Annotated in this window: 21 protein-coding genes; 17 read left to right on the top strand and 4 right to left on the bottom strand. The window is 27.8% G+C overall.

The features are described 5' to 3' along the window. Positions 1-4: 4 nt before the first annotated feature. The 4 genes from AXF11_RS05670 to AXF11_RS05685 form a co-directional block, all read right to left on the bottom strand. Positions 5-619 carry a histidine phosphatase family protein gene (locus AXF11_RS05670; protein WP_068155717.1) on the bottom strand — a complete coding sequence of 205 codons (615 nt, stop codon included), beginning with the start codon at positions 617-619 and terminating at the stop codon, positions 5-7. A gap of 153 nt (positions 620-772) precedes the next feature. Beyond that, on the bottom strand, positions 773-1,822 hold the full coding sequence (cobT, locus tag AXF11_RS05675; protein WP_068155719.1) for a nicotinate-nucleotide--dimethylbenzimidazole phosphoribosyltransferase: 1,050 nt from the start codon (positions 1,820-1,822) through the stop codon (positions 773-775). A 21-nt stretch (positions 1,823-1,843) separates the two neighbouring features. Continuing rightward, a complete protein-coding gene (hemL, locus tag AXF11_RS05680; protein WP_068155720.1) occupies positions 1,844-3,142 on the bottom strand; it encodes a glutamate-1-semialdehyde 2,1-aminomutase in 1,299 nt (432 codons plus the stop codon). Continuing rightward, a complete protein-coding gene (locus AXF11_RS05685; RefSeq protein WP_068155723.1) occupies positions 3,139-3,708 on the bottom strand; it encodes a D-glycero-alpha-D-manno-heptose-1,7-bisphosphate 7-phosphatase in 570 nt (189 codons plus the stop codon). The genes hemL and AXF11_RS05685 overlap by 4 nt, the downstream gene beginning before the upstream one ends. A gap of 166 nt (positions 3,709-3,874) precedes the next feature. On the opposite strand from AXF11_RS05685, the gene AXF11_RS05690 reads away from it, so the two are divergent. The 17 genes from AXF11_RS05690 (at position 3,875) to AXF11_RS05775 (ending at position 19,543) form a co-directional block, all read left to right on the top strand. Continuing rightward, the gene (locus AXF11_RS05690; protein ID WP_068155728.1) at positions 3,875-5,170 is read left to right on the top strand and encodes a sugar transferase; all 1,296 of its coding nucleotides are present in this window, start codon (positions 3,875-3,877) and stop codon (positions 5,168-5,170) included. 14 nt (positions 5,171-5,184) lie between these two features. Continuing rightward, complete coding sequence (rfbA, locus tag AXF11_RS05695) at positions 5,185-6,048, top strand: glucose-1-phosphate thymidylyltransferase RfbA (protein ID WP_068155735.1); 864 nt, start codon at positions 5,185-5,187, stop codon at positions 6,046-6,048. Positions 6,049-6,084: 36 nt separating this feature from the next. Further along, positions 6,085-7,155 carry a mannose-1-phosphate guanylyltransferase/mannose-6-phosphate isomerase gene (locus AXF11_RS05700; RefSeq protein ID WP_068155736.1) on the top strand — a complete coding sequence of 357 codons (1,071 nt, stop codon included), beginning with the start codon at positions 6,085-6,087 and terminating at the stop codon, positions 7,153-7,155. A 33-nt stretch (positions 7,156-7,188) separates the two neighbouring features. Beyond that, a complete protein-coding gene (gmd, locus tag AXF11_RS05705) occupies positions 7,189-8,220 on the top strand; it encodes a GDP-mannose 4,6-dehydratase (RefSeq protein WP_068155737.1) in 1,032 nt (343 codons plus the stop codon). A 15-nt stretch (positions 8,221-8,235) separates the two neighbouring features. Beyond that, on the top strand, positions 8,236-9,180 hold the full coding sequence (locus AXF11_RS05710) for a GDP-mannose 4,6-dehydratase (RefSeq protein ID WP_068155738.1): 945 nt from the start codon (positions 8,236-8,238) through the stop codon (positions 9,178-9,180). A 22-nt stretch (positions 9,181-9,202) separates the two neighbouring features. Next, positions 9,203-9,982: an ABC transporter permease gene (locus AXF11_RS05715; protein ID WP_068155739.1), complete on the top strand. Its 780-nt coding sequence runs from the start codon at positions 9,203-9,205 to the stop codon at positions 9,980-9,982. A 51-nt stretch (positions 9,983-10,033) separates the two neighbouring features. Further along, entirely contained in the window at positions 10,034-11,296 is a 1,263-nt protein-coding gene (locus tag AXF11_RS05720; protein WP_068155740.1) for an ABC transporter ATP-binding protein, read from the top strand. A gap of 25 nt (positions 11,297-11,321) precedes the next feature. Next, the gene (locus AXF11_RS05725) at positions 11,322-11,966 is read left to right on the top strand and encodes a hypothetical protein (protein ID WP_068155742.1); all 645 of its coding nucleotides are present in this window, start codon (positions 11,322-11,324) and stop codon (positions 11,964-11,966) included. Continuing rightward, positions 11,966-12,595 (top strand): HAD family hydrolase, encoded by a 630-nt coding sequence (locus tag AXF11_RS05730; RefSeq protein ID WP_068155744.1) that lies wholly within the window; start codon positions 11,966-11,968, stop codon positions 12,593-12,595. The genes AXF11_RS05725 and AXF11_RS05730 overlap by 1 nt, the downstream gene beginning before the upstream one ends. Beyond that, positions 12,596-13,318, top strand: coding sequence for a glycosyltransferase family 2 protein (locus tag AXF11_RS05735; protein ID WP_068155746.1), 723 nt, complete (start codon positions 12,596-12,598; stop codon positions 13,316-13,318). It abuts the gene before it with no gap. Further along, positions 13,318-13,647, top strand: coding sequence for a hypothetical protein (locus tag AXF11_RS05740; RefSeq protein WP_068155748.1), 330 nt, complete (start codon positions 13,318-13,320; stop codon positions 13,645-13,647). Before AXF11_RS05735 ends, AXF11_RS05740 begins: the two co-directional genes overlap by 1 nt. 4 nt (positions 13,648-13,651) lie before the next feature. Continuing rightward, a complete protein-coding gene (locus tag AXF11_RS05745; protein WP_068155749.1) occupies positions 13,652-14,392 on the top strand; it encodes a glycosyltransferase family 2 protein in 741 nt (246 codons plus the stop codon). Positions 14,393-14,406: 14 nt separating this feature from the next. Continuing rightward, entirely contained in the window at positions 14,407-15,645 is a 1,239-nt protein-coding gene (locus tag AXF11_RS05750; RefSeq protein WP_068155751.1) for a hypothetical protein, read from the top strand. Positions 15,646-15,668: 23 nt separating this feature from the next. Further along, positions 15,669-15,893 (top strand): hypothetical protein, encoded by a 225-nt coding sequence (locus AXF11_RS05755; RefSeq protein WP_068155753.1) that lies wholly within the window; start codon positions 15,669-15,671, stop codon positions 15,891-15,893. A 23-nt stretch (positions 15,894-15,916) separates the two neighbouring features. Next, a complete protein-coding gene (locus AXF11_RS10720; RefSeq protein ID WP_068155755.1) occupies positions 15,917-16,753 on the top strand; it encodes a glycosyltransferase in 837 nt (278 codons plus the stop codon). Between the two features lie 270 nt (positions 16,754-17,023). Next, positions 17,024-18,109 carry an alginate O-acetyltransferase AlgX-related protein gene (locus tag AXF11_RS05770; RefSeq protein ID WP_068155758.1) on the top strand — a complete coding sequence of 362 codons (1,086 nt, stop codon included), beginning with the start codon at positions 17,024-17,026 and terminating at the stop codon, positions 18,107-18,109. 3 nt (positions 18,110-18,112) lie between these two features. Next, positions 18,113-19,543, top strand: coding sequence for an MBOAT family O-acyltransferase (locus AXF11_RS05775; RefSeq protein ID WP_068155760.1), 1,431 nt, complete (start codon positions 18,113-18,115; stop codon positions 19,541-19,543). Positions 19,544-19,568 lie beyond the last annotated feature (25 nt).

Genomic DNA, 19,568 nt, shown 5'->3' on the forward strand with positions numbered 1-19,568 from the left:
CCTTCTAATTTTTTAATTGAAAAAATTTACCGCTTTCAAAAGAAAATATTCGACATTCTCCGTTTCCAATAAGTTTTCTCTCATCTAAATCGTCTGCTTCCCTGTTTTCAATGTAGTTAAAGAAAAGCTCTAAAACAGTTCCGTGAGTTACAATCAAAATATTTCCACTTTCATGTGCTTTTATAATTTTGTCAAGCCCCTTTAAAAATCTAGTAAGCCCATCCTTTAATTCTTCTCCGCCAATATTTTTAGCACAGTAATTTTTTACATCATAAAAATAGCTGTGAGCTTCTTTTGGAGAAAAATCAAAAATCTCACTAAAACTCATTCCCTGCCATTTCCCAAAATAAATTTCGTTAAGTTCGGGAATTTTTTGAAGTTTAGGATTTTTATTTTTATTATTTTCCAAAATAATTTTTGCAGTTTCCACTGTTCTTCCCATCTGACTAGTATAGACAGCGTCAAATTTAACATCTTCCAATTCTTTTGCAGTTTTTCTAACTTTTTCAATCCCTTCTTCTGTAAGTGGTGAATTCATCTGCCCCTGAAATTTTTCTAGGACATTCCATTCAGTTTGACCGTGTCTCACAATATATAATTTTAATTTGTTTTCTTTCATTTTTTAGTTTTTTTCCTTTCTCTTTCTCTTTCTCTTTCTTTCTTTTCTTTATTTTTTGTATTTTTATTTATTTATTTTTTATTTTTTCAAAATTTTAATTTTAAATTTTTAAATTCTTACATTTTATTCTTTTAATTAAGTCAATTAAGTTAATCAAACATCTGGATAAGTTCTCACATCTTCAGTTATTCTACAAGCCGCTTCTATGATTGGAAACATCATAATAGCTCCAGTTCCTTCGCCAAGCTTCATATTCATCAGAAGTGGCGCGGTTAAATTAAGTTCATTCATAATATATTTCATTCCTGGCTCACAGCTCAAGTGCGAACCAATCATATAGTCACGAGCATTCGGACACAATTTGTATGCAATTAACGCTGCAACAGCTGAGATAAAGCCGTCTATGACAACAGGAACGCCATTTTTAGCACAACCCAAAAAAGTTCCAGCCATTCCTGCAATATCCAGTCCGCCAACTTTGGAAAGCACGTCAATCGGATCTTTTTTATCAATTTTTTTAGTCAAAATCGCTCTTTTTATAATTTCTTTTTTATGCTCCAAAGTCTTTTTATCAATTCCACTTCCAAATCCAACAATGTCATCTAGCGGCAAATCTGAAAACACTTTTAAAATAGCACTACTCGTCGAAGTATTTCCAATTCCCATTTCTCCAGTCGCAAAAAGATTATAACCTTCTTTTACAAATTCATTCACCGTTTCTATTCCAATTTCAATCGCAGATACAGAAGTCTCATAACTCATAGCAGCTTCGTTTAAAATATTATTTGTTCCAAACGGCATAAGTTTTTTTTGGATAATTCCCGAAAGGTTAATTTTTCCTGTATGATCAGAACTTTCGTCAATTCCCAAATCGACAACTTTTACATCGGCACCAAAACTTTTTGCCAGAGAATTTATCGAAGAAGTGCCATTTGACATCGCTTCTACGACATATTGAGTTATAACTCTTTTGGATTTGCTTACTTTTTCACACTCTACACCATTGTCAGCCGCCATAACGAGCACCATTTTTTTCTTAGGACGATAATTTTTTTGCATCCCCTCCAGCTTTATCGCTAAATCTTCAACAATTCCCAGGCCTTTCGGAGTTTTTAGCAAAGAATTAAGTTCATTTTCTTTTTTTTTCATTCTCTGTCTGTCCGCTGCTTCAATTTGCACCAAAGTTTTTTTCAAAATATCCATTTTTCTCACCAGTTCTTGTTTTTACAATGTATTTTTAATTTTTTCAAACGCCTTTTCCAATGCAAAATAGAATTTTCTATAATCTTCGTCAGAGTGCACATAGGAAATAAAGTGCGCTTCATATTTCGACGGCGGTACGATAATTCCGTTTTCCAGCATTGTGTCAAAGTAAATGGCATACATTTTGTCGTTTGTAGCAATCGCATCTTTCAGATTTTTTACTTTATCTCTTGAAAAAAATATCGTAAACAAACTGTTTGTGGCATTTATTGTCGCAGGTATTCTATATTTTTGAGTCAAATCTTCTGTTTTAGCAACTAATTCTTTTGTTCTTTTTTCTAAAGTTCTGTAAATATCGGGATTTTCTTTCAAAATGGAAATCGTTTTAATTCCAGCTGCGACAGAAACTGGATTTCCAGAAAGAGTTCCAGCGTGATAAACATTTCCAACTGGCGAAATTAAATCCATAATTTCTTTTTTTCCAGCAAACGCACCAACTGGATACCCACCCCCAATAATTTTTCCAAGAGTTATCAAATCTGGCTGTATTCCAAACATTTCACAAGCGCCGCCTAATGAAACTCTAAATCCGGTAATAACCTCGTCAAAAATTAAAACAATATTTTTTTTATGAGTAATTTCTCGCAAAAATTCCAAAAATTCTTTTGAAGTTTCAATAACTCCCATATTTGCAGGGATAGGCTCAACAATAATACAGGCGATGTCTTTTTCATCTTCAACAATTTTTTTTACTTTTTCAAAATCTCCAAACGGAGCAGTTATCGTGTCACGAGTTACAGCTTCGGTAATTCCATTGCTATCCTGATGTTCAAAAGTAAGAAGTCCAGACCCAGCTTTTACAAGCAGTGAATCCGAATGCCCGTGATAACATCCTTCAAATTTCAAAATTTTATTCTTTTTCGTAAATGCCCGAGAAAGTCTTACAGCCGCCATCGTAGCTTCAGTCCCAGAAGTTGTAAGCCTAATTTTTTCAATCGCAGGAAAACATTCTTTTACAAGTTCTGCTAACACAACTTCTTTTTTTGTGGGAAGACCAAAAGATGTCCCCTTTTCCATCTCAGTTTTCACAACTTCTAAAACTTCGGGATAATTGTGTCCAAGTATCATAGGTCCCCAAGAACCAATCATATCAATATATTCGTTCCCATCTTCGTCAAAAAGTTTGCTACCTTTTCCACTTTCAATAAAAATGGGATAGTCTTTTTTTACGGACTGAAAAGCTCTGACTGGACTATTTACACCGCCTGGAATAGCTTTTTTCGCTTTTTCAAAAATTTCTTTAGATTTATTTGTATTCATTGATTTTCTCCTTCTTCAATTAAGTTGGCAAATTCCAAAATGTCGTTCACAACAATGGAATCTAAGCCATTTTCTTTAAGTTTTGAAATATTTTTAACTCCATATCCAGTTTTGACAAGGACGGTTTTCATTCCAAGTTTTTTTGCAGGGATCAAATCCGTCACCCTGTCGCCAATCATAAAAGAATTTTTTGTATCTATTTTAAATTCTTTTATAGCAATTTCAAAATTTTTTGTATTTGGCTTTCTACACTCACAATTTTTTTTGTATTTTCCAATCCCATCGGGATGATGTGGACAAAAATACGATTTTTCAATTTTAATCCCTTTTTTTAATAAATCTTCTTCAATAAACTTTTGCAATTTGAAGTAATCTTCTTCACTGTAATATCCTTTGGCAATCCCAGCTTGATTAGTGATAATAGAAAATTTGTAACCCAAATCTCTCAATTTTGCTAGACCCAAGACGACATTTCTTTCATATTCAAATTCTTCAATTGTATGCAAATAATTTTTTTCAACATTAATCACGCCATCTCTATCGAGCAAAATAAATTTATTTTTCATATTTTTTTATAGCCTCCTTTTTCCCAAAAAACAATTACTCTTACACAAATTATATAGAATTTAGTTCTAAAAATCAATAAATTCTTTTTATATTTCGGTTGAATTATACTCTAATTTATGGTATACTTCTCATTGAGAAACTAAGAGGTTTTTAAGGGAAAAAGATATGAAAATAAAAAAAATCGTTATAATTCGAATGATATATATTATTATTCTATATTTAATTTACAATATATTGTTAAATCAATACGATTATATTACAAAGTATTTAACAAATTTTATCTTTTTAATTTTCATATTTATAAAATTTGTTTTTGGACAATTAGATTTTTATGCTGAAAGATTTAGATTAAAAAATATTTTTGTAAATTTTTCAATTGATTCAATTTTTGCATTTATGCTTTTTATTTTTTTAAAAAAAGTAGAAATATTTTATGTTTTCAGTGCCGTTTTTTTCTTTCAAATAGTATTTCGGAAAATAATATCTTCGATTTACATGAAAAAGAAAAATGTCCTGATTTTTGGCTCAAACCATATTGAAAACAATATTCAAGAAGATATTATAGCTAGCTTAGATTATAACTACATAGGCTATATTTCCAACAACAAAAGTCGTGCAACAAAATATTTAGTCGGAAATTATGCTGAAATGGAAAAGATAATAAAAGAAAAAAAAATTGATCTTCTTGTAATTGTGAAAGATATAAGAAGTCCTGATTTTAAAAAATATTTAAAGCGCCTTTTTGATTTAAAAATAAATGGATTAAAAGTTTTGAGCTATGAGATATTCAACGAAGAAATTCAAAAGAAAATAGATGCAAACACCATTGATGAAGAATGGCTTCTTCAGTCCAATGGCTTTGATATTTTAAACGATGGAATGGAAAAAAATATGAAGCGAGGAGTAGATCTGGTCATATCTTTGACACTGATGGTTCTACTTGCACCAGTGGCACTAATTGTAGCAATTTTAATAAAGTTGGAGTCAAAGGGACCCGTAATTTTCAAGCAGGTGAGAATTGGAGAAAACATGGTTCCATTTAAAGTGTACAAATTTAGAAGTATGAAAATACACGATCCAAAAAAATACTCAAAATACACACAAGACAACGACAAAAGAGTGACAAAAGTGGGGAAGTTTATTAGAAAGACTCGAATAGATGAGCTGCCTCAACTTTTTTGTATTCTAAAAGGAACAATGAGTTTTGTGGGACCAAGACCCGAATGGGACATTCTAGCCAAGGAATATGAAAAAAAAATACCATACTACAATTTAAGACATATGATAAAACCTGGATTAACAGGATGGGCACAAGTGATGTATCCATACGGCGAAAACATTGAAGATACAAAAAGAAAGTTAGAATATGATTTATACTATTTAAAACATCAAGATTTAATTTTAGATGTTTTGATAATTTTTAAAACAATTAAAGTGATATTATTTGGAAAAGGTAAATAAAATTGGAGGATTTTATGAAGGGAATTATTCTTGCGGGAGGAAGTGGTACAAGACTTTACCCAGTTACAAAGTCGATTTCAAAGCAGATATTACCTATATATGATAAACCAATGATTTATTATCCTTTATCTGTTCTTATGCTAGCAAATATCAGAGAAATATTAATAATTTCTACAAAAAGAGATTTGCCATTATTTAAGGAACTTTTAGGAGATGGAAGTGATTTGGGAATAAATCTTGAATATAAAGTTCAAGAAAAGCCAAATGGGCTTGCAGAGGCTTTTATAGTTGGCGAAAAGTTTATAAAAAATGACAATGTTTGTCTTATTCTAGGAGACAACATATTTTATGGCAGCGGTTTTTCAGGACTACTAGAAGAAGTTACATCTTTAAAAAAAGGAGCGGTAATATTTGGCTATCCAGTAAAAGATCCAAGAGCTTACGGAGTTGTAGAATTTGATAAAAATGGAAAAGCAATTTCGTTGGAAGAAAAGCCTGAAAATCCAAAATCAAATTACGCAATACCTGGGTTGTACTTTTATGACAATACAGTCATAAGTAAAGCTAAAACTCTAAAGCCATCAAATAGAGGAGAATTAGAGATTACCGCTATAAATAAAAAATATTTAAAAGAAAGTAAATTGAATGTTAAAAAATTTGGAAGAGGAATAGCGTGGTTAGACACAGGAACTCCTGAAGGATTATTAGAAGCCTCAAATTTTGTAGAAGTAATACAAAAAAGACAAGGATTTTATATCGCTTGTTTGGAGGAAATCGCTTATCAAAAAAATTGGATATCAAAAGAACAGTTATTGCATAAAATAAACGAATTAAAGAATTGTGATTACAAAGTTTATTTAAAAAATTTATTAAACTAATTTTTTTAAATAAATTTTATTGAAAAAGGAGGAAAAATGATATCAGTAGTAATTATGGCTGGAGGAAAAGGTGAGAGGTTTTGGCCAAAAAGTCGAGTGAGTATGCCAAAACAATTTTTATCTTTGACATCAGATGGAAAGTCTATGATTCAACATACTGTAGAAAGATTGAAGGAACTAGTTGAAATAGAAAACGTGTATATTGTTACAAATGAACTTTATGTAGACTTGGTAAAGGAACATGTATCAAATATTCCAAATGAAAATATAATTGTAGAGCCAATAGCTAAAAATACAGCTCCATGTATTGCTTTAGCGGCAGAATATATAGCAAAAAAAGATAAAAATGCTAAAATGATAGTGTTACCTTCAGATCATTTAATCAAATTCAATGAAATTTTTATTGATACTTTAAAAACAGCTTTGGATGTAGTTGAGAAAGGTGAAAATCTTGTAACAATAGGAATTACCCCAAATTATCCTGAAACAGGGTATGGATATATAAATTTTAAAAAAGCTCAAAATCTTGAACATAATGTCTACGAAGTTTTAAAATTTGAAGAAAAACCAGATTTAGAAAAAGCAAAGGAATACTTAACAAGTGGTCAATATCTTTGGAACAGTGGAATGTTCGTTTGGAAAGTTTCAACAATTTTAGAAAATTTCAAAAAATTTTTGCCTGAAATCTATAAAAGTATAAAAAGAATTGGCGAAACTATTGGAACCCCAAATTATGATAAAGTTTTGAAGCAAGAATTTTTAAGCATTCCTTCAGAATCAATAGATTATGGAATTATGGAAAAAGCTGAAAATATTTATGTAATACCTGGAAATTTTGGTTGGGATGATGTTGGAAGCTGGTTATCATTAGAAAGAATAAATAAAACAAATCAAGATGGAAATGTAATAAATGGAAATGTAATTAGCATTAAAACTAAAAATTCAATAATTCAGGGAACTGAAAAATTAATTGCGACAATTGGATTGGAAGATATAATAATAGTTGATACAAAAGATGCAATACTAATTTGTAACAAAGATAATACTCAAGAAGTAAAAGCGGTAATAAATAATTTAAAAATATGCAACAGGACAGAGTATTTATAAAAATAAATAAAACTTTAGGAGGATAAAATTTTTATGAAAAAAGCTTTAATAACAGGAATAACAGGACAAGATGGTTCATATTTAGCAGAATTATTATTAGAAAAAGGATATGAAGTATATGGATTAGTTAGAAGAAAAAGTAGAACTAGTTTTGGAAATATAGAACATAGAAAAGATGAAATTAAATTTATATATGCTGATATGATAGATATTGTTTCATTAGTGAATGTTATGAAAATTTCTCAAGCTGATGAGGTATACAATTTAGCGGCACAGTCATTCGTTGGAACTTCTTGGGAACAGCCAGTGGCAACAGCTGATATTGATGGGATTGGTGCATTAAATATGTTGGAAGCAATTAGAATTGTAAAGCCAGAGGCAAGATTTTATCAAGCATCTACAAGTGAAATGTTCGGATTAGTTCAAGCGATTCCGCAGACTGAAGATACTCCATTTTATCCAAGAAGTCCATATGGGGTAGCTAAATTATACGGACACTGGATAACTAAAAACTATAGAGAAAGTTATGGTATGTTTTCTTGCTCAGGAATTTTGTTTAATCACGAATCTGAAAGAAGAGGAAAAGAATTTGTAACAAGAAAAATTACAGATGCAGTAGCTAGAATAAAATTGGGAGTTCAAGACGTATTGGAACTTGGAAATCTTGATGCAAAACGTGACTGGGGGCATGCAAAAGACTATGTGAGAGCGATGTGGCTAATGTTGCAGCAGGATAAAGCGGATGACTATGTAATCGCAACAAATGAAACTAGAACAGTTAGAGAATTCGTGGAAACTGCGTTTAAACATGTGAACATAGATATCGTTTGGGAAGGAAAAGATGAGAAAGAAATAGGGAAAGATTCTAAAACTGGAAATGTTATAGTAAGAGTAAATCCTAAGTTTTATAGACCTGCGGAAGTGGATATCTTAATTGGAAAGCCAACAAAAGCTGAAACTAAATTGGGATGGAAAAGAGAAATACCATTTGCCAAATTAGTTGAAAGAATGATAGAAAACGATTTGGAATTAGTCAAAAAAGAAATCAAATTAAAATCACTTTAATTTTAAGGAGAATAAATGAAAGCATTAATAACAGGTGTTGATGGCTTTGTAGGTAAGTATTTATCTGAATATCTTTTGAAACAAAAGTATGAAGTGTATGGTACAACTATTTCAGAAAAATATAAAAATGAAAAAATAAAAATTTATAAAATGAACTTATTGGATGAAAAAGAAGTAAATAAAGTAATTAAGATGATAAAACCAGATAAAATATTTCATTTGGCAGGACAAAGTGCAGTTGGACTTTCGTGGGAAAAACCTGTTTTAACTGTAAATATAAATGTAAATGGAACATTAAATTTACTTGAAGCAGTAAGAAATTACAGCAAAGATTCAAAAATATTAATAGTTGGTTCAAGTGATCAATATGGACCAATAAAGCCAGAAGAGTGCCCAATTAAGGAAAGTAAAATTCAAAATCCTCAAAGTCCATATGGTGTAAGTAAAAAGGCACAGGAAGAAATGTGCAAACTTTATGTAAATGCCTATCATACGAATATAATAATGGTTAGAGCTTTTAATCATATCGGAGCAGGACAAAGTACAAATTTTGTTGTGGCGGATTTTGCAAGTAAAATAGCTCAAATTGAAAAGGGAAGTGAACCTGTGCTAAAAGTGGGAAATTTAGAGACTTTCAGGGATTTTACAGATGTCAGAGATATAGTTAGGGGCTATAGTTTACTTTTAGAAAAAGGGAAAATTGGAGAAATTTATAATATAGGTTCAGGAAAAGAAGTTAAAGTAAGTGAAATTTTAAAAAAATTGATAAGTATGTCAAAAAAAGAAATAAAAATAGAAATTGATCCTAATAAATTTAGACCTGTAGATGTACCACTTGTAGTATGTGATAACAGTAAAATAAAAAAAGATACAGGATGGGAAACAGAGTTCCTTATTGACGATACGTTAGAAGAAGTATTGGAATATTGGAGAAGTGTTATTATAGAAAGGAGAGAATAACAATAGGAGTTATTCAGTTGTTATGTTTGAAAGAATAAAAGAAATTTTAAAATTTAAAGAAATGATAAAAAGTTTCACAATAAGAGAATTAAGAACCAGATATAAAGGTTCTTTTTTGGGTTTTCTTTGGACTTTTGTTAATCCTTTAATGCAATTAATAGTATATTCATTTATGTTTCCTTTTATATTGAAAGTAAGTGAAAAAAATTATACAATGTTTTTATTTGTAGCATTAGTTCCTTGGACTTTTTTTACAACTTCACTTCAAGGGTCATGTAATTTAATAGTAGGTAATAGTAGTTTAGTTACAAAAGTTTATTTTCCAAGAGAAATATTACCATTAACTTATACTTTAAGTGGTCTGTGTAATACATTTTTTAGCTATATAATAGTTTTTCTAATGTTATTGATATTTAAAGTTCCTTTAACCGTGAACTTATTTTGGCTTCCATTAATATTAATAGGTCAAACAGTTTTAAATTTGGGACTGTCTTTAATGGCTGCTAGTATAAATGTTTTTTTTAGAGATTTTGAATATTTAGTTAATGTAGGAATTTTAGCATTATATTTTACAACACCTGTTATGTATAGTATAGATATATTGCCTCAAAATTTACAGAAGGCATTAATGTTTTTTAATCCAATGGTGGGCTATACAATTTTATATCGTGATGTAATGTATTATGGTAAATCTTTAAATACAAGTATAGCTATCCACGTTATTTTATATTCTATTATTGTTTTTATATTAGGATATTTGATATTTCAAAAATTACAAAAAAGATTTTCAGAAATATTATAGCTTAGATTAAGTTTGTAGTATAAAATATTTCAGAAAGTAGAGGTAAATTAATTGAAAGAAACGGTTATCGAAATAAAAAATGTAACAAAAAAATTTAGATTGTATTCTGATAGGCCTACATCTTTAAAAGAAACTGTTATAAAAAAAATGAAAATAAAGTATACGGAATTTTATGCATTAAGAGATATATCTTTTGATGTAAAAAAAGGGAGTACTTTAGGATTAATCGGAACAAATGGAAGCGGAAAAAGTACATTGTTGAAAATAATAAATAGAACAATGTTTCCAGATAAAGGAAAAATAAAAATTAGGGGAAAAGTAGCTAGTTTAATAGAATTGGGTGCAGGGTTTCATCCTGAATTATCAGGAAGAGAAAACATATATAATAATGCCACAATATTTGGGTTTTCGAAAGAAGAAATTGATAAAAGAATGCCAGAAATTATAGCTTTTTCTGAATTAGGAGAATTTATAGATAATGCTTTAAGAACTTATTCTTCTGGGATGTATGCAAGGTTAGCATTTTCAGTGGCAATTCATGTTGATGCTGATATATTATTGGTTGATGAAATATTAGGAGTTGGAGATATAAATTTTCAAGCAAAATGTGCGAATAAAATATATGAAATGAAAAATAAAGGGACAACTATAATTTTGGTAACACATGATATGTCAACTATAGATAGACTTTGTGATTATGCTGTCTGGTTGGATAAAGGAGTAAAAGTAGCGGAAGGAAACCCAAAAACTATAGAAAATGCTTATTTAAAGTTTATGGCAGAAAAACAAGATCAAAATAATATAAAAAAGCTTACAGATGCAGAAAAAAACAAAAAAAAGATAACTTATTTAGGTGAAAATAGTGGTAATGGAGATATAATTTTTACTAACTATAAATTATTGGATGAAAAAAATGTAGATAGACGATCATTTTATATTGGTCAGAAAATAAGTTTGAAACTTGAATATTATTCAAATATAGCGCCAGAAAAAATAGAAGTAAACATTGGATTTGAAATATTAACTAAAGATGGAAGGCTGATATATTCGTCAAATATGAAACAAGATAATTATAATATGGAGAAATTGAGATTTAAATCAAAAGGGATAATAGAATTAATATTTGATGATTTAAAATTATTACCAGGAGATTATAAAATAGGAATAAATTTAACAAATATAAACAGTACTGTTTGTTATGATTGTTATAAAGAAATAACAGAGTTTAAAATATATGGAGTTTCAAAAGGGGCAGGAATTGTTGATATTTCTCATAGCTATAAAATTGATGGAGAAAATATAAATAAATTTTAGATAAATTAAATTTTAGGAGGAATTTATGATAATATTAGCTCATAGAGGATATTGGAAAAAATTATCCGAAAGAAACACAGAAGAAGCCTTAAAAAAAGCATTTTCAAAAGGTTATGGAATCGAATCAGATATTCGTGATTACGATGGGAAATTAGTTATATCTCATGATCCAGCAAACAAAAATTGCATGGCTGCAGAGGAACTTTTTAAAGAACTTACAAAATACGATAATAAACTTTGTTTTGCCATAAATATAAAAGCGGACGGATTAGGAGAAGAATTGTCAAAACTTTTGAAGGAAAATAATATAACAAATTATTTTTGTTTTGATATGTCTGTACCACAAATGATATATTATTGTGAGAATAATTTTAATGTCTTTGCTAGACAAAGTGAATATGAATCTGAGCCTTTATTATTGTATAAAGAGTCTCAGGGTGTCTGGATAGATGCTTTTTATGACGACAGCTGGATAACAGAAGAATTGATTTCAAAACATATAAAAAATGGTAAAAAAATATGTTTAGTATCTCCAGAACTGCATTCACAATCACATTTAGATTTTTGGAAAAAATTAAAAAATTTCAATTTAGATTATTCAAAAATTATGTTGTGTACAGATGTACCTGATGAAGCAAATGAATTCTTTAATAAGGAGATGACTAAATAATGATAAAAGCTATTATTTTTGATATGGATGGGGTTCTTATAGAAGCAAAAGATTGGCATTATGAAGCTTTAAATAAGGCTTTATCTCTTTTCGGATATGAAATAAGTAGGTATGATCATTTAGTTACTTACGATGGTTTACCAACATCAAAGAAACTTGAAATGCTGAGTATGGAAAGAGGATTGCCAAGAAAATTACATAAATTTATAAATGAATTAAAACAACAATATACTGTAGATAAAATTTTTACAGATTGTTTTCCTATGTTTCATCATGAATATGCTTTGGCAAAACTAAAAAGTGAAGGATATAAATTAGCTGTTGGATCTAATTCGATAAGAAATACAATAGATTTGATGATGCAAAAAAGTAATTTAAAAGAATATTTGGATTTCTTTTTGAGCAATCAAGATGTTAAGAAAGGAAAACCAGATCCTGAAATTTATAATAAAGCAATAGAAAGATTAGGATTAAGTCCAAAAGAATGTATGATTGTAGAAGATAATTTTAATGGAATTGCTGCGGCAAAAGCATCAGGAGCTCATGTGATGGAAGTTGAAACAGTTTATGATGTAAATTATGAAAATATAAAAGCACATATAAAAAAAGCGGAAGAGGGGGTAATATAAATGAAAATAATAGTTCCTATGGGTGGAGATAACGAAAGTATTACAACACAATATATGCGTTCATTATATGAAATAGAAAAGAAAACAGTATTACAACATGTTTATGAACATCTATCCAAAATAGACAATGCGGAGTTTATATTTATTGTAAAAAGAGAAGATGTTTCAAAATATCATATAGATGATATGATAAAATTATTAGTACCGAATGTTAGAGTAATTATAGCGGAAAGAGATACAAAAGGCTCAATTTGTACTTGTTTATTAGCTATTGATAGTCTTGATGATGAAGAATCTCTAATTATAGTTGGTGCTGATCAAGTGTTAAACATTAACTTGAATGAAGTTGTAAATAATTTTATTAAAAATGATTACGATGCCGGAACAATTATTTTTGAAGATATTCACCCAAAATGGTCTTATGTAAAATTAGATGAAAGTGGACTTGTCATACAGGCTGCAGAAAAAAGACCGATAAGTAAAAATGCAACTACAGGATTTTATTATTATAAAAAAGCAAAAGATTTTCTTGATTCAGCGACATTGATGATAAAAAAAGGAGCAAGTGTAAATGGGGTTTATTATGTTGCACCTTCCTTGAATGAAATGGTTTTAAAACAGAAAAAAATAGGTACTTATAGAGTTGATAAGTCAAATTACTTTAATTTGAAAAAACAAAGCGGAAGAGAAGAGTATGAAAATTACTTAAAAGGAGTAAAATAATGAAAGTGTCACACATTAGTAAAATGAAAGGTGGATGGTTTGTAGGAAATTTTGAACCGACACTTTATAAAACAAATGATGCTGAAGTCGCAGTAAAAGAGTATAAAACAGGAGATTATGGGGTAAGACATTATCATAAAATAGCAACAGAATTAACTGTTATAGTCAGAGGTACTGTTAAAATGAATGATATTGAGTACAACGAAGGAAGTATTATAATTATGGAACCAGGTGAAAAAACGGACTTTTTAGCGGTGACAGATACAATAACTGTCGTTGTAAAACTTCCAGGTGCAAATAATGATAAATATATTGATAAAGGAGAGTAAAAGAATGTTAAATATAGTAGTTCCTATGGCAGGAAGAGGAAGTAGATTTGCAAATGCAGGATATAAATTACCAAAACCATTAATAATGGTTCATGATAAACCAATGATACAATATGTTACAAATAATATAAGACCAAAAAAAGAACATAGATTTATATATCTTTGTTTACAAGAACATATCGAAAAATATGATTTAATAAACAAATTGGAAGAAATTTCACCAAATTGTATTATCGTTCCTGTTGACAGAGTAACAGAAGGAGCAGCTTGTACTGTTTTGTTGGCAGAAAAATATATAAATAATGATGATGAGATGATGATAGCAAATTCGGATCAATATGTAGATATTGATATAAATGATTATATCAAAGCTCAAGAGGGATATGATGGGCTTATCATGACAATGAAAGCTGATGATCCAAAATGGTCATTTATAAAATATGATGAAAATAATTTGGTAACAGATGTTCAAGAAAAAGTGGTAATATCTGATGAGGCTACAGTTGGAATATATAATTTTGCTAAAGGATCAGATTTTGTGAAATATGCAAAACAAATGATAGAAAAAGAAATTCGTGTAAATGGTGAGTATTATGTAGCTCCAGTATATAATGAAATGATAAAAGATAAAAAGAGAATAACATTTTATAATATAGGAAGCGAAAATAACGGAATGTATGGTTTGGGAATTCCAGCAGATTTAAATAAATTTTTAGAAAACCCAATTTCAAGAAAAATAGATTGAGGAGAGTATAATTAATGAATGAAGAATATTTATTAAATTTAGCGCAGGAATCTAATAACAAACAAGCTTGGATTGGTACAAGACCCCCATTTAATATGGAGGTGGTAGATTTATTAAATTGTACTAATTTTAGACTAACAACAGAATATCACCAGAAATATGATGTAGTGTGGTTATATGAACATATGCTCAGCGATTTGAAATATAATGGTTGGAAGATTATTTTGGATGAAATTATTAGAATGATTTCACAAAAAGGGAAAATTGTTATAAGAAGTTGTGAAACAGAACAAATGACAATAGTGAAAATAAAAAGTTATTTTTATAGAAGATATGGACTTAATGTGTTCTTAGAATTTGAAAGTTTTAATAAAGAAAGTATGATATGGACAATAGTTTTAAATGTACAAAGAGAAAATTTTGAGCTATATAAAGATAGTAGCTGGACATTTGCTATGTTAACAAGTGGGAAAAAAGAAGAAAATGTCTTAAAATTTATAAAATCTATAAGAAATTCAGAAGAGGGATTAAAACACGAGATTATTATTGCAGGCCCAAGAAGTAAAAACTATGATATTTATAATGTAAAATATTTAGATTTGTCTGATTTTAGAGATGAGCAATATGCTGAAATAAGCAGAAAAAAAAATGCAATAGCTAATATTGCAACAAAAGCAAATATTTTGATAGCACATGATAGATATGTTCTTAGCGATTCATTTTTTTCAGGGTTTAAAAATTTTGGTTATGATTTTGATTTTCTTACAATAAAGCAGTATTATGAATCAGGAAAAGAATTTCCCGCTTATTGTTGTAGAGCAAGTTCCGATTTGATATGGGCGACTCCTTTTAAAGTTGATAATTACAATCAGTGTTATGAAAGTCAGTATATAAATGGTGGATTAATGATATTTAAAACTAATACTTTAAAAAATATAAAATTTAATGATTTACTTATGTGGAATCAAATGGAAGATGTAGAAATTTGCAAAGAATTTATGAAATGTGGAATAGTTCCTAGAATGAATTATTTTTCTGCTGCAAAAACATTGGGAATTAGTGAAAAATATACAGGAACTTTTAAGAAAGTTCCTAGAAATTTGGAATTAATCGTTAATCCTGTGAATATGGAATTAGAAGATTATGATGAAAAAAATAATTATATTTATTCTTTTATTGCTAAAATATTACCTAAAAAGTTCAAGAGTAGTAAATTTTATTTAAAAATTAGAAAAAAACTTATAGGAAGATAAAGAGGGTTGGAGGATATAATTAAATGAAAAAGGTAGCATTTTTAGTGGAACCTAATTTTAAAAAATTGCATTATGGAGTGAGAAATTATTTTTCTACAATTAAAGAAATTCTTTCAGAGAAATTTGAAGTAGAGTATATTACATATATTATTTTTGAAAGTGAAGTTTTGTGGTATAAATTGAATTTTCAAGATATTGAAACTGGAGAAAAAAAGAAGACAAGTATATTAAAATTGATAAAAATATAAAAAAATTTAATTATTTCAAATATTTGAGATTTGAAAAAAAACTTGTTAAACAAAAAGATATTTTTGATTGCTATTTTCAGTTTTTAGGAACTTCTTTAAAGAATCAGAATTACGATATATGTATTATTACAAATCCTTGGTTATTAAAAAAAAATTGTAAAATAGAGGCAAAAAAGATTTATGGATTTGTATATGATTTTATTGCAAATTTGTTTGTATTAACAAAAGAAGAAAAGCCTTTTGACTGGTCAAATAAACATAGAATAGGTTATGAAGTCTATAATAAAATCTGTGATTGTATAATTGCAGATTCTGAAATAATATGTAAACAATATAAAAAAATATATCCAGAAGTTAGTGATAAAGTTTTTTATTTAAAGCCTTTCCCTCCAATATATTATAAAAACGTTAAATATACAACAGAAAAAAAAGAAAATTCGATAATTCTTGCTGCACCTTTTGATAGTAGAAAAGGATTGTATAATATGCCAGAATTGATTAATTCAATTGCTTCAAAATTAGATTATTTGTATATTTTTGGTAAACCACGATGTACAATTGATGAATTTAATGATTTTTTTTCTGGATTGAACGTAAAAAAAATTGTATATTATCCTTCTGTTTCAAATGAAAAATTAATTGAATTGTATAAAAAATGTAAATTTTTATTATTCCCATCTTTGGAAGAAGGACTAGGATTGCCTCTTATTGAAGCTCAAATTTGTGGATGTAGAGTGGTTACAACAAATAAAAAACCGATGAATACATTAGGGGTTAATGGATATTTATATTTAAATATTAATGATGATGCTGCAAATAAAAAAGATAAAAAAATAAACAAACAGAAAAAAATTCAATGAAATTGAAATAAAAGAAATAAATGAAATTCTATTAGATAATGATTTTGATTTTAAGAATTTAAGTAAATTGTCGTGGGAAAGATTTTCGTTTCAAAAAATATTGGATTTTTTTAGTGAATAGGAGGAGTTTTTCTTGAAGGTTATACAAAAATTTTTTATTTTTTCATTTTTGACTGTTATATTTGTAGTTGGAATTTTTTTTATGTTAAATATAAATATCCAAATACCATTGTATAAAGTTGCAGATAAATATTCGAAGCCTGATGTAAAATGGAAAAAATTTTATATGGAAAATATCAAACAGAATATGAAAATTGGTTTTCTGAAAATGTTTCTTTTAGAAGTTTTGGATTAAAGGGAATGAATCAAATATTATATGCTTTTGATAGTTTAAGTGATATAGATAGAGGAAAAAGTAATGTTTTATTTTATAAAGATTGGACAAAAAGGTTTTTTATAAATGAAGAATTTGATAATTTTATAGGAAAAAAAGGGAATTTGGATAAGTATATTGAAAATATTGAATATATTAATAAATATTTTAATTCTCATAATAAAAAATTAATTTATCTTATCACGCCTAATAAAGCAGAGGTGTATGAAGAAAAACTGCCATTACGTTATAAAATAATAGATAAACTAATTTCAGAAAATGAAAAAACAAAAATAAGAAGAGAAATTTCGAATAAACTGAAAGAAAAAAATATTTTAAATATAGATTTTACACCTCAGATTGAACATTTAAAAGATAAAGGTGTAAAAGTTTTTCCGAAAACAGGAGTTCATTGGAATGGAATATCTGCTTCTGAAGCAATTAGAGAAACAGTAGATAAACTAAATACAGAAGGAACTCAAATTCCAAAAATAGAAGGTACAAGGATAGTAAAATTAAAAACTCCTTTTCGTCAAGAAGAACTTGACGGGAAAAATTTAATGAATGTTTATTTTTCTAAATTTGATTCAAAATATTTTGATGTAAAGTTAATTACTGAAAAAAAAGAAAAAAAAATAAACGTTTTCTCAATATCTACTAGTTTTTCTCAAGCGTTAGTAGATACATTAAATTATGATATGCCATTTAAAAAATATAAAAGATATTTTTATAATACTTATTTTTCTGTACTTGAATACAAAAATGGAAAAAATACATTATCTGATATGAATATGGGGAATATGAAAAATTCGGATTACGAAGATATAGTAAAGAATTACGATATTCTAATAATTGAGCATACAAGTATTCAACTTCCAGAATCCCATATTGAATTTGTAAATAATTTTTCTAATTATTTAAGAAATTTAGAAAATAAAAAAGTTTTTACAGAAAACAAGAATATACACAAAGGAGGGAATTAGATAATGGTATTTACATCATCAATATTTCTATTTTTATTTTTACCAATAACATTATTTGGCTATTATTTTATTAATCCAAAGTTTAAAAATGGGTGGTTATTTTTAATGTCATTAATTTTTTATTCTTGGAGTGGTATTTATTATGCATTATTATTTTTATTTTCGGCATATGTAAATTATTTATTTGGTCTTTGGATGAGTAAAAATAATGAAACAAAAACTAGAAAATTAATATTAAGTTGTTCATTAATTTGGAATTTAGGATTATTATTTTTCTTTAAATATTTTTCTTTTGTATTAGTTAATTTTGAAAAAATTGTAAAAGTTTTTATTCCAACTTTTGTAATAGAAATTCCTAAAATTACATTGCCAGTAGGAATATCATTTTTTACATTTCAAATAATGTCCTATATAATCGATTTATATAGAAACCAAATTCAAGTTCAAAGAAAATTTACTAATTTAGGATTGTATATAATGTTATTTCCACAGTTAATAGCAGGACCTATTGTAAGATACATTGACGTAGAAAAAGAAATCAATGATAGAAAAGTTAGTATAGATTTATTTGATGAGGGAATTCGAAGATTTATATTAGGATTTTCAAAAAAAATATTAATTGCGAACACAATGGGCGCTTGGGCAGATATAGTTTTTAATACGCCATGGGATAAAATGAGTTCTCCAATGGCTTGGTTAGGAGTTTTTGGGTATTCAATGCAGATTTTTTTTGATTTTTCAGCGTATTCAGATATGGCAATAGGATTAGGAAAAATGTTAGGATTTAATTTTTTAGAAAATTTTAATTATCCTTATTGTTCAACAAGTATACAAGAATTTTGGCGAAGATGGCATATGTCATTGTCGCAATGGTTTAGAGATTATTTATATATACCACTTGGAGGAAATAGAAAAGGGGAAAAAAGAACATATATAAACTTAGTAATAGTATTTTTTTGTACTGGATTATGGCATGGTGCCTCTTGGAATTTCGTGATTTGGGGATTATTTCATGTTTTTTTTATAATTTTGGAGAGAATAAAATTAAAAAAAACATTGGAAAGAGTACCTAAAATATTACAACGTGTTTATTTATTATTAGTAATTAGTATAAGTTGGGTTTTTTTTCGTTCTGATAATGTTTTAAATGCAATTATTTATATAAAAAGGTTATTTTTCTTTAAATTTGATCATTTAGAATATTTTATCATTGAGTTAGAAAATTGGAAGCTATTCATAGCACTACTTGCAATATTATTTTCAACACCATTAATTCCAAAAATAGAAAAATATTTATTAAAAAAGTTAAAATCTGAAAACTTAAGAATAATTCATGAAATAATAGTTCGATGTGGTTATATAATAATATTTATTATAGCAATATGTTTCATGTTTGGAGAAAATTTTAATCCATTTATTTATTTTAGATTTTAAAAATAGGTTATGAATGTGAAAGGGA

It is taken from the genome of Leptotrichia sp. oral taxon 847, assembly GCF_001553645.1.
GTDB lineage: Bacteria > Fusobacteriota > Fusobacteriia > Fusobacteriales > Leptotrichiaceae > Leptotrichia.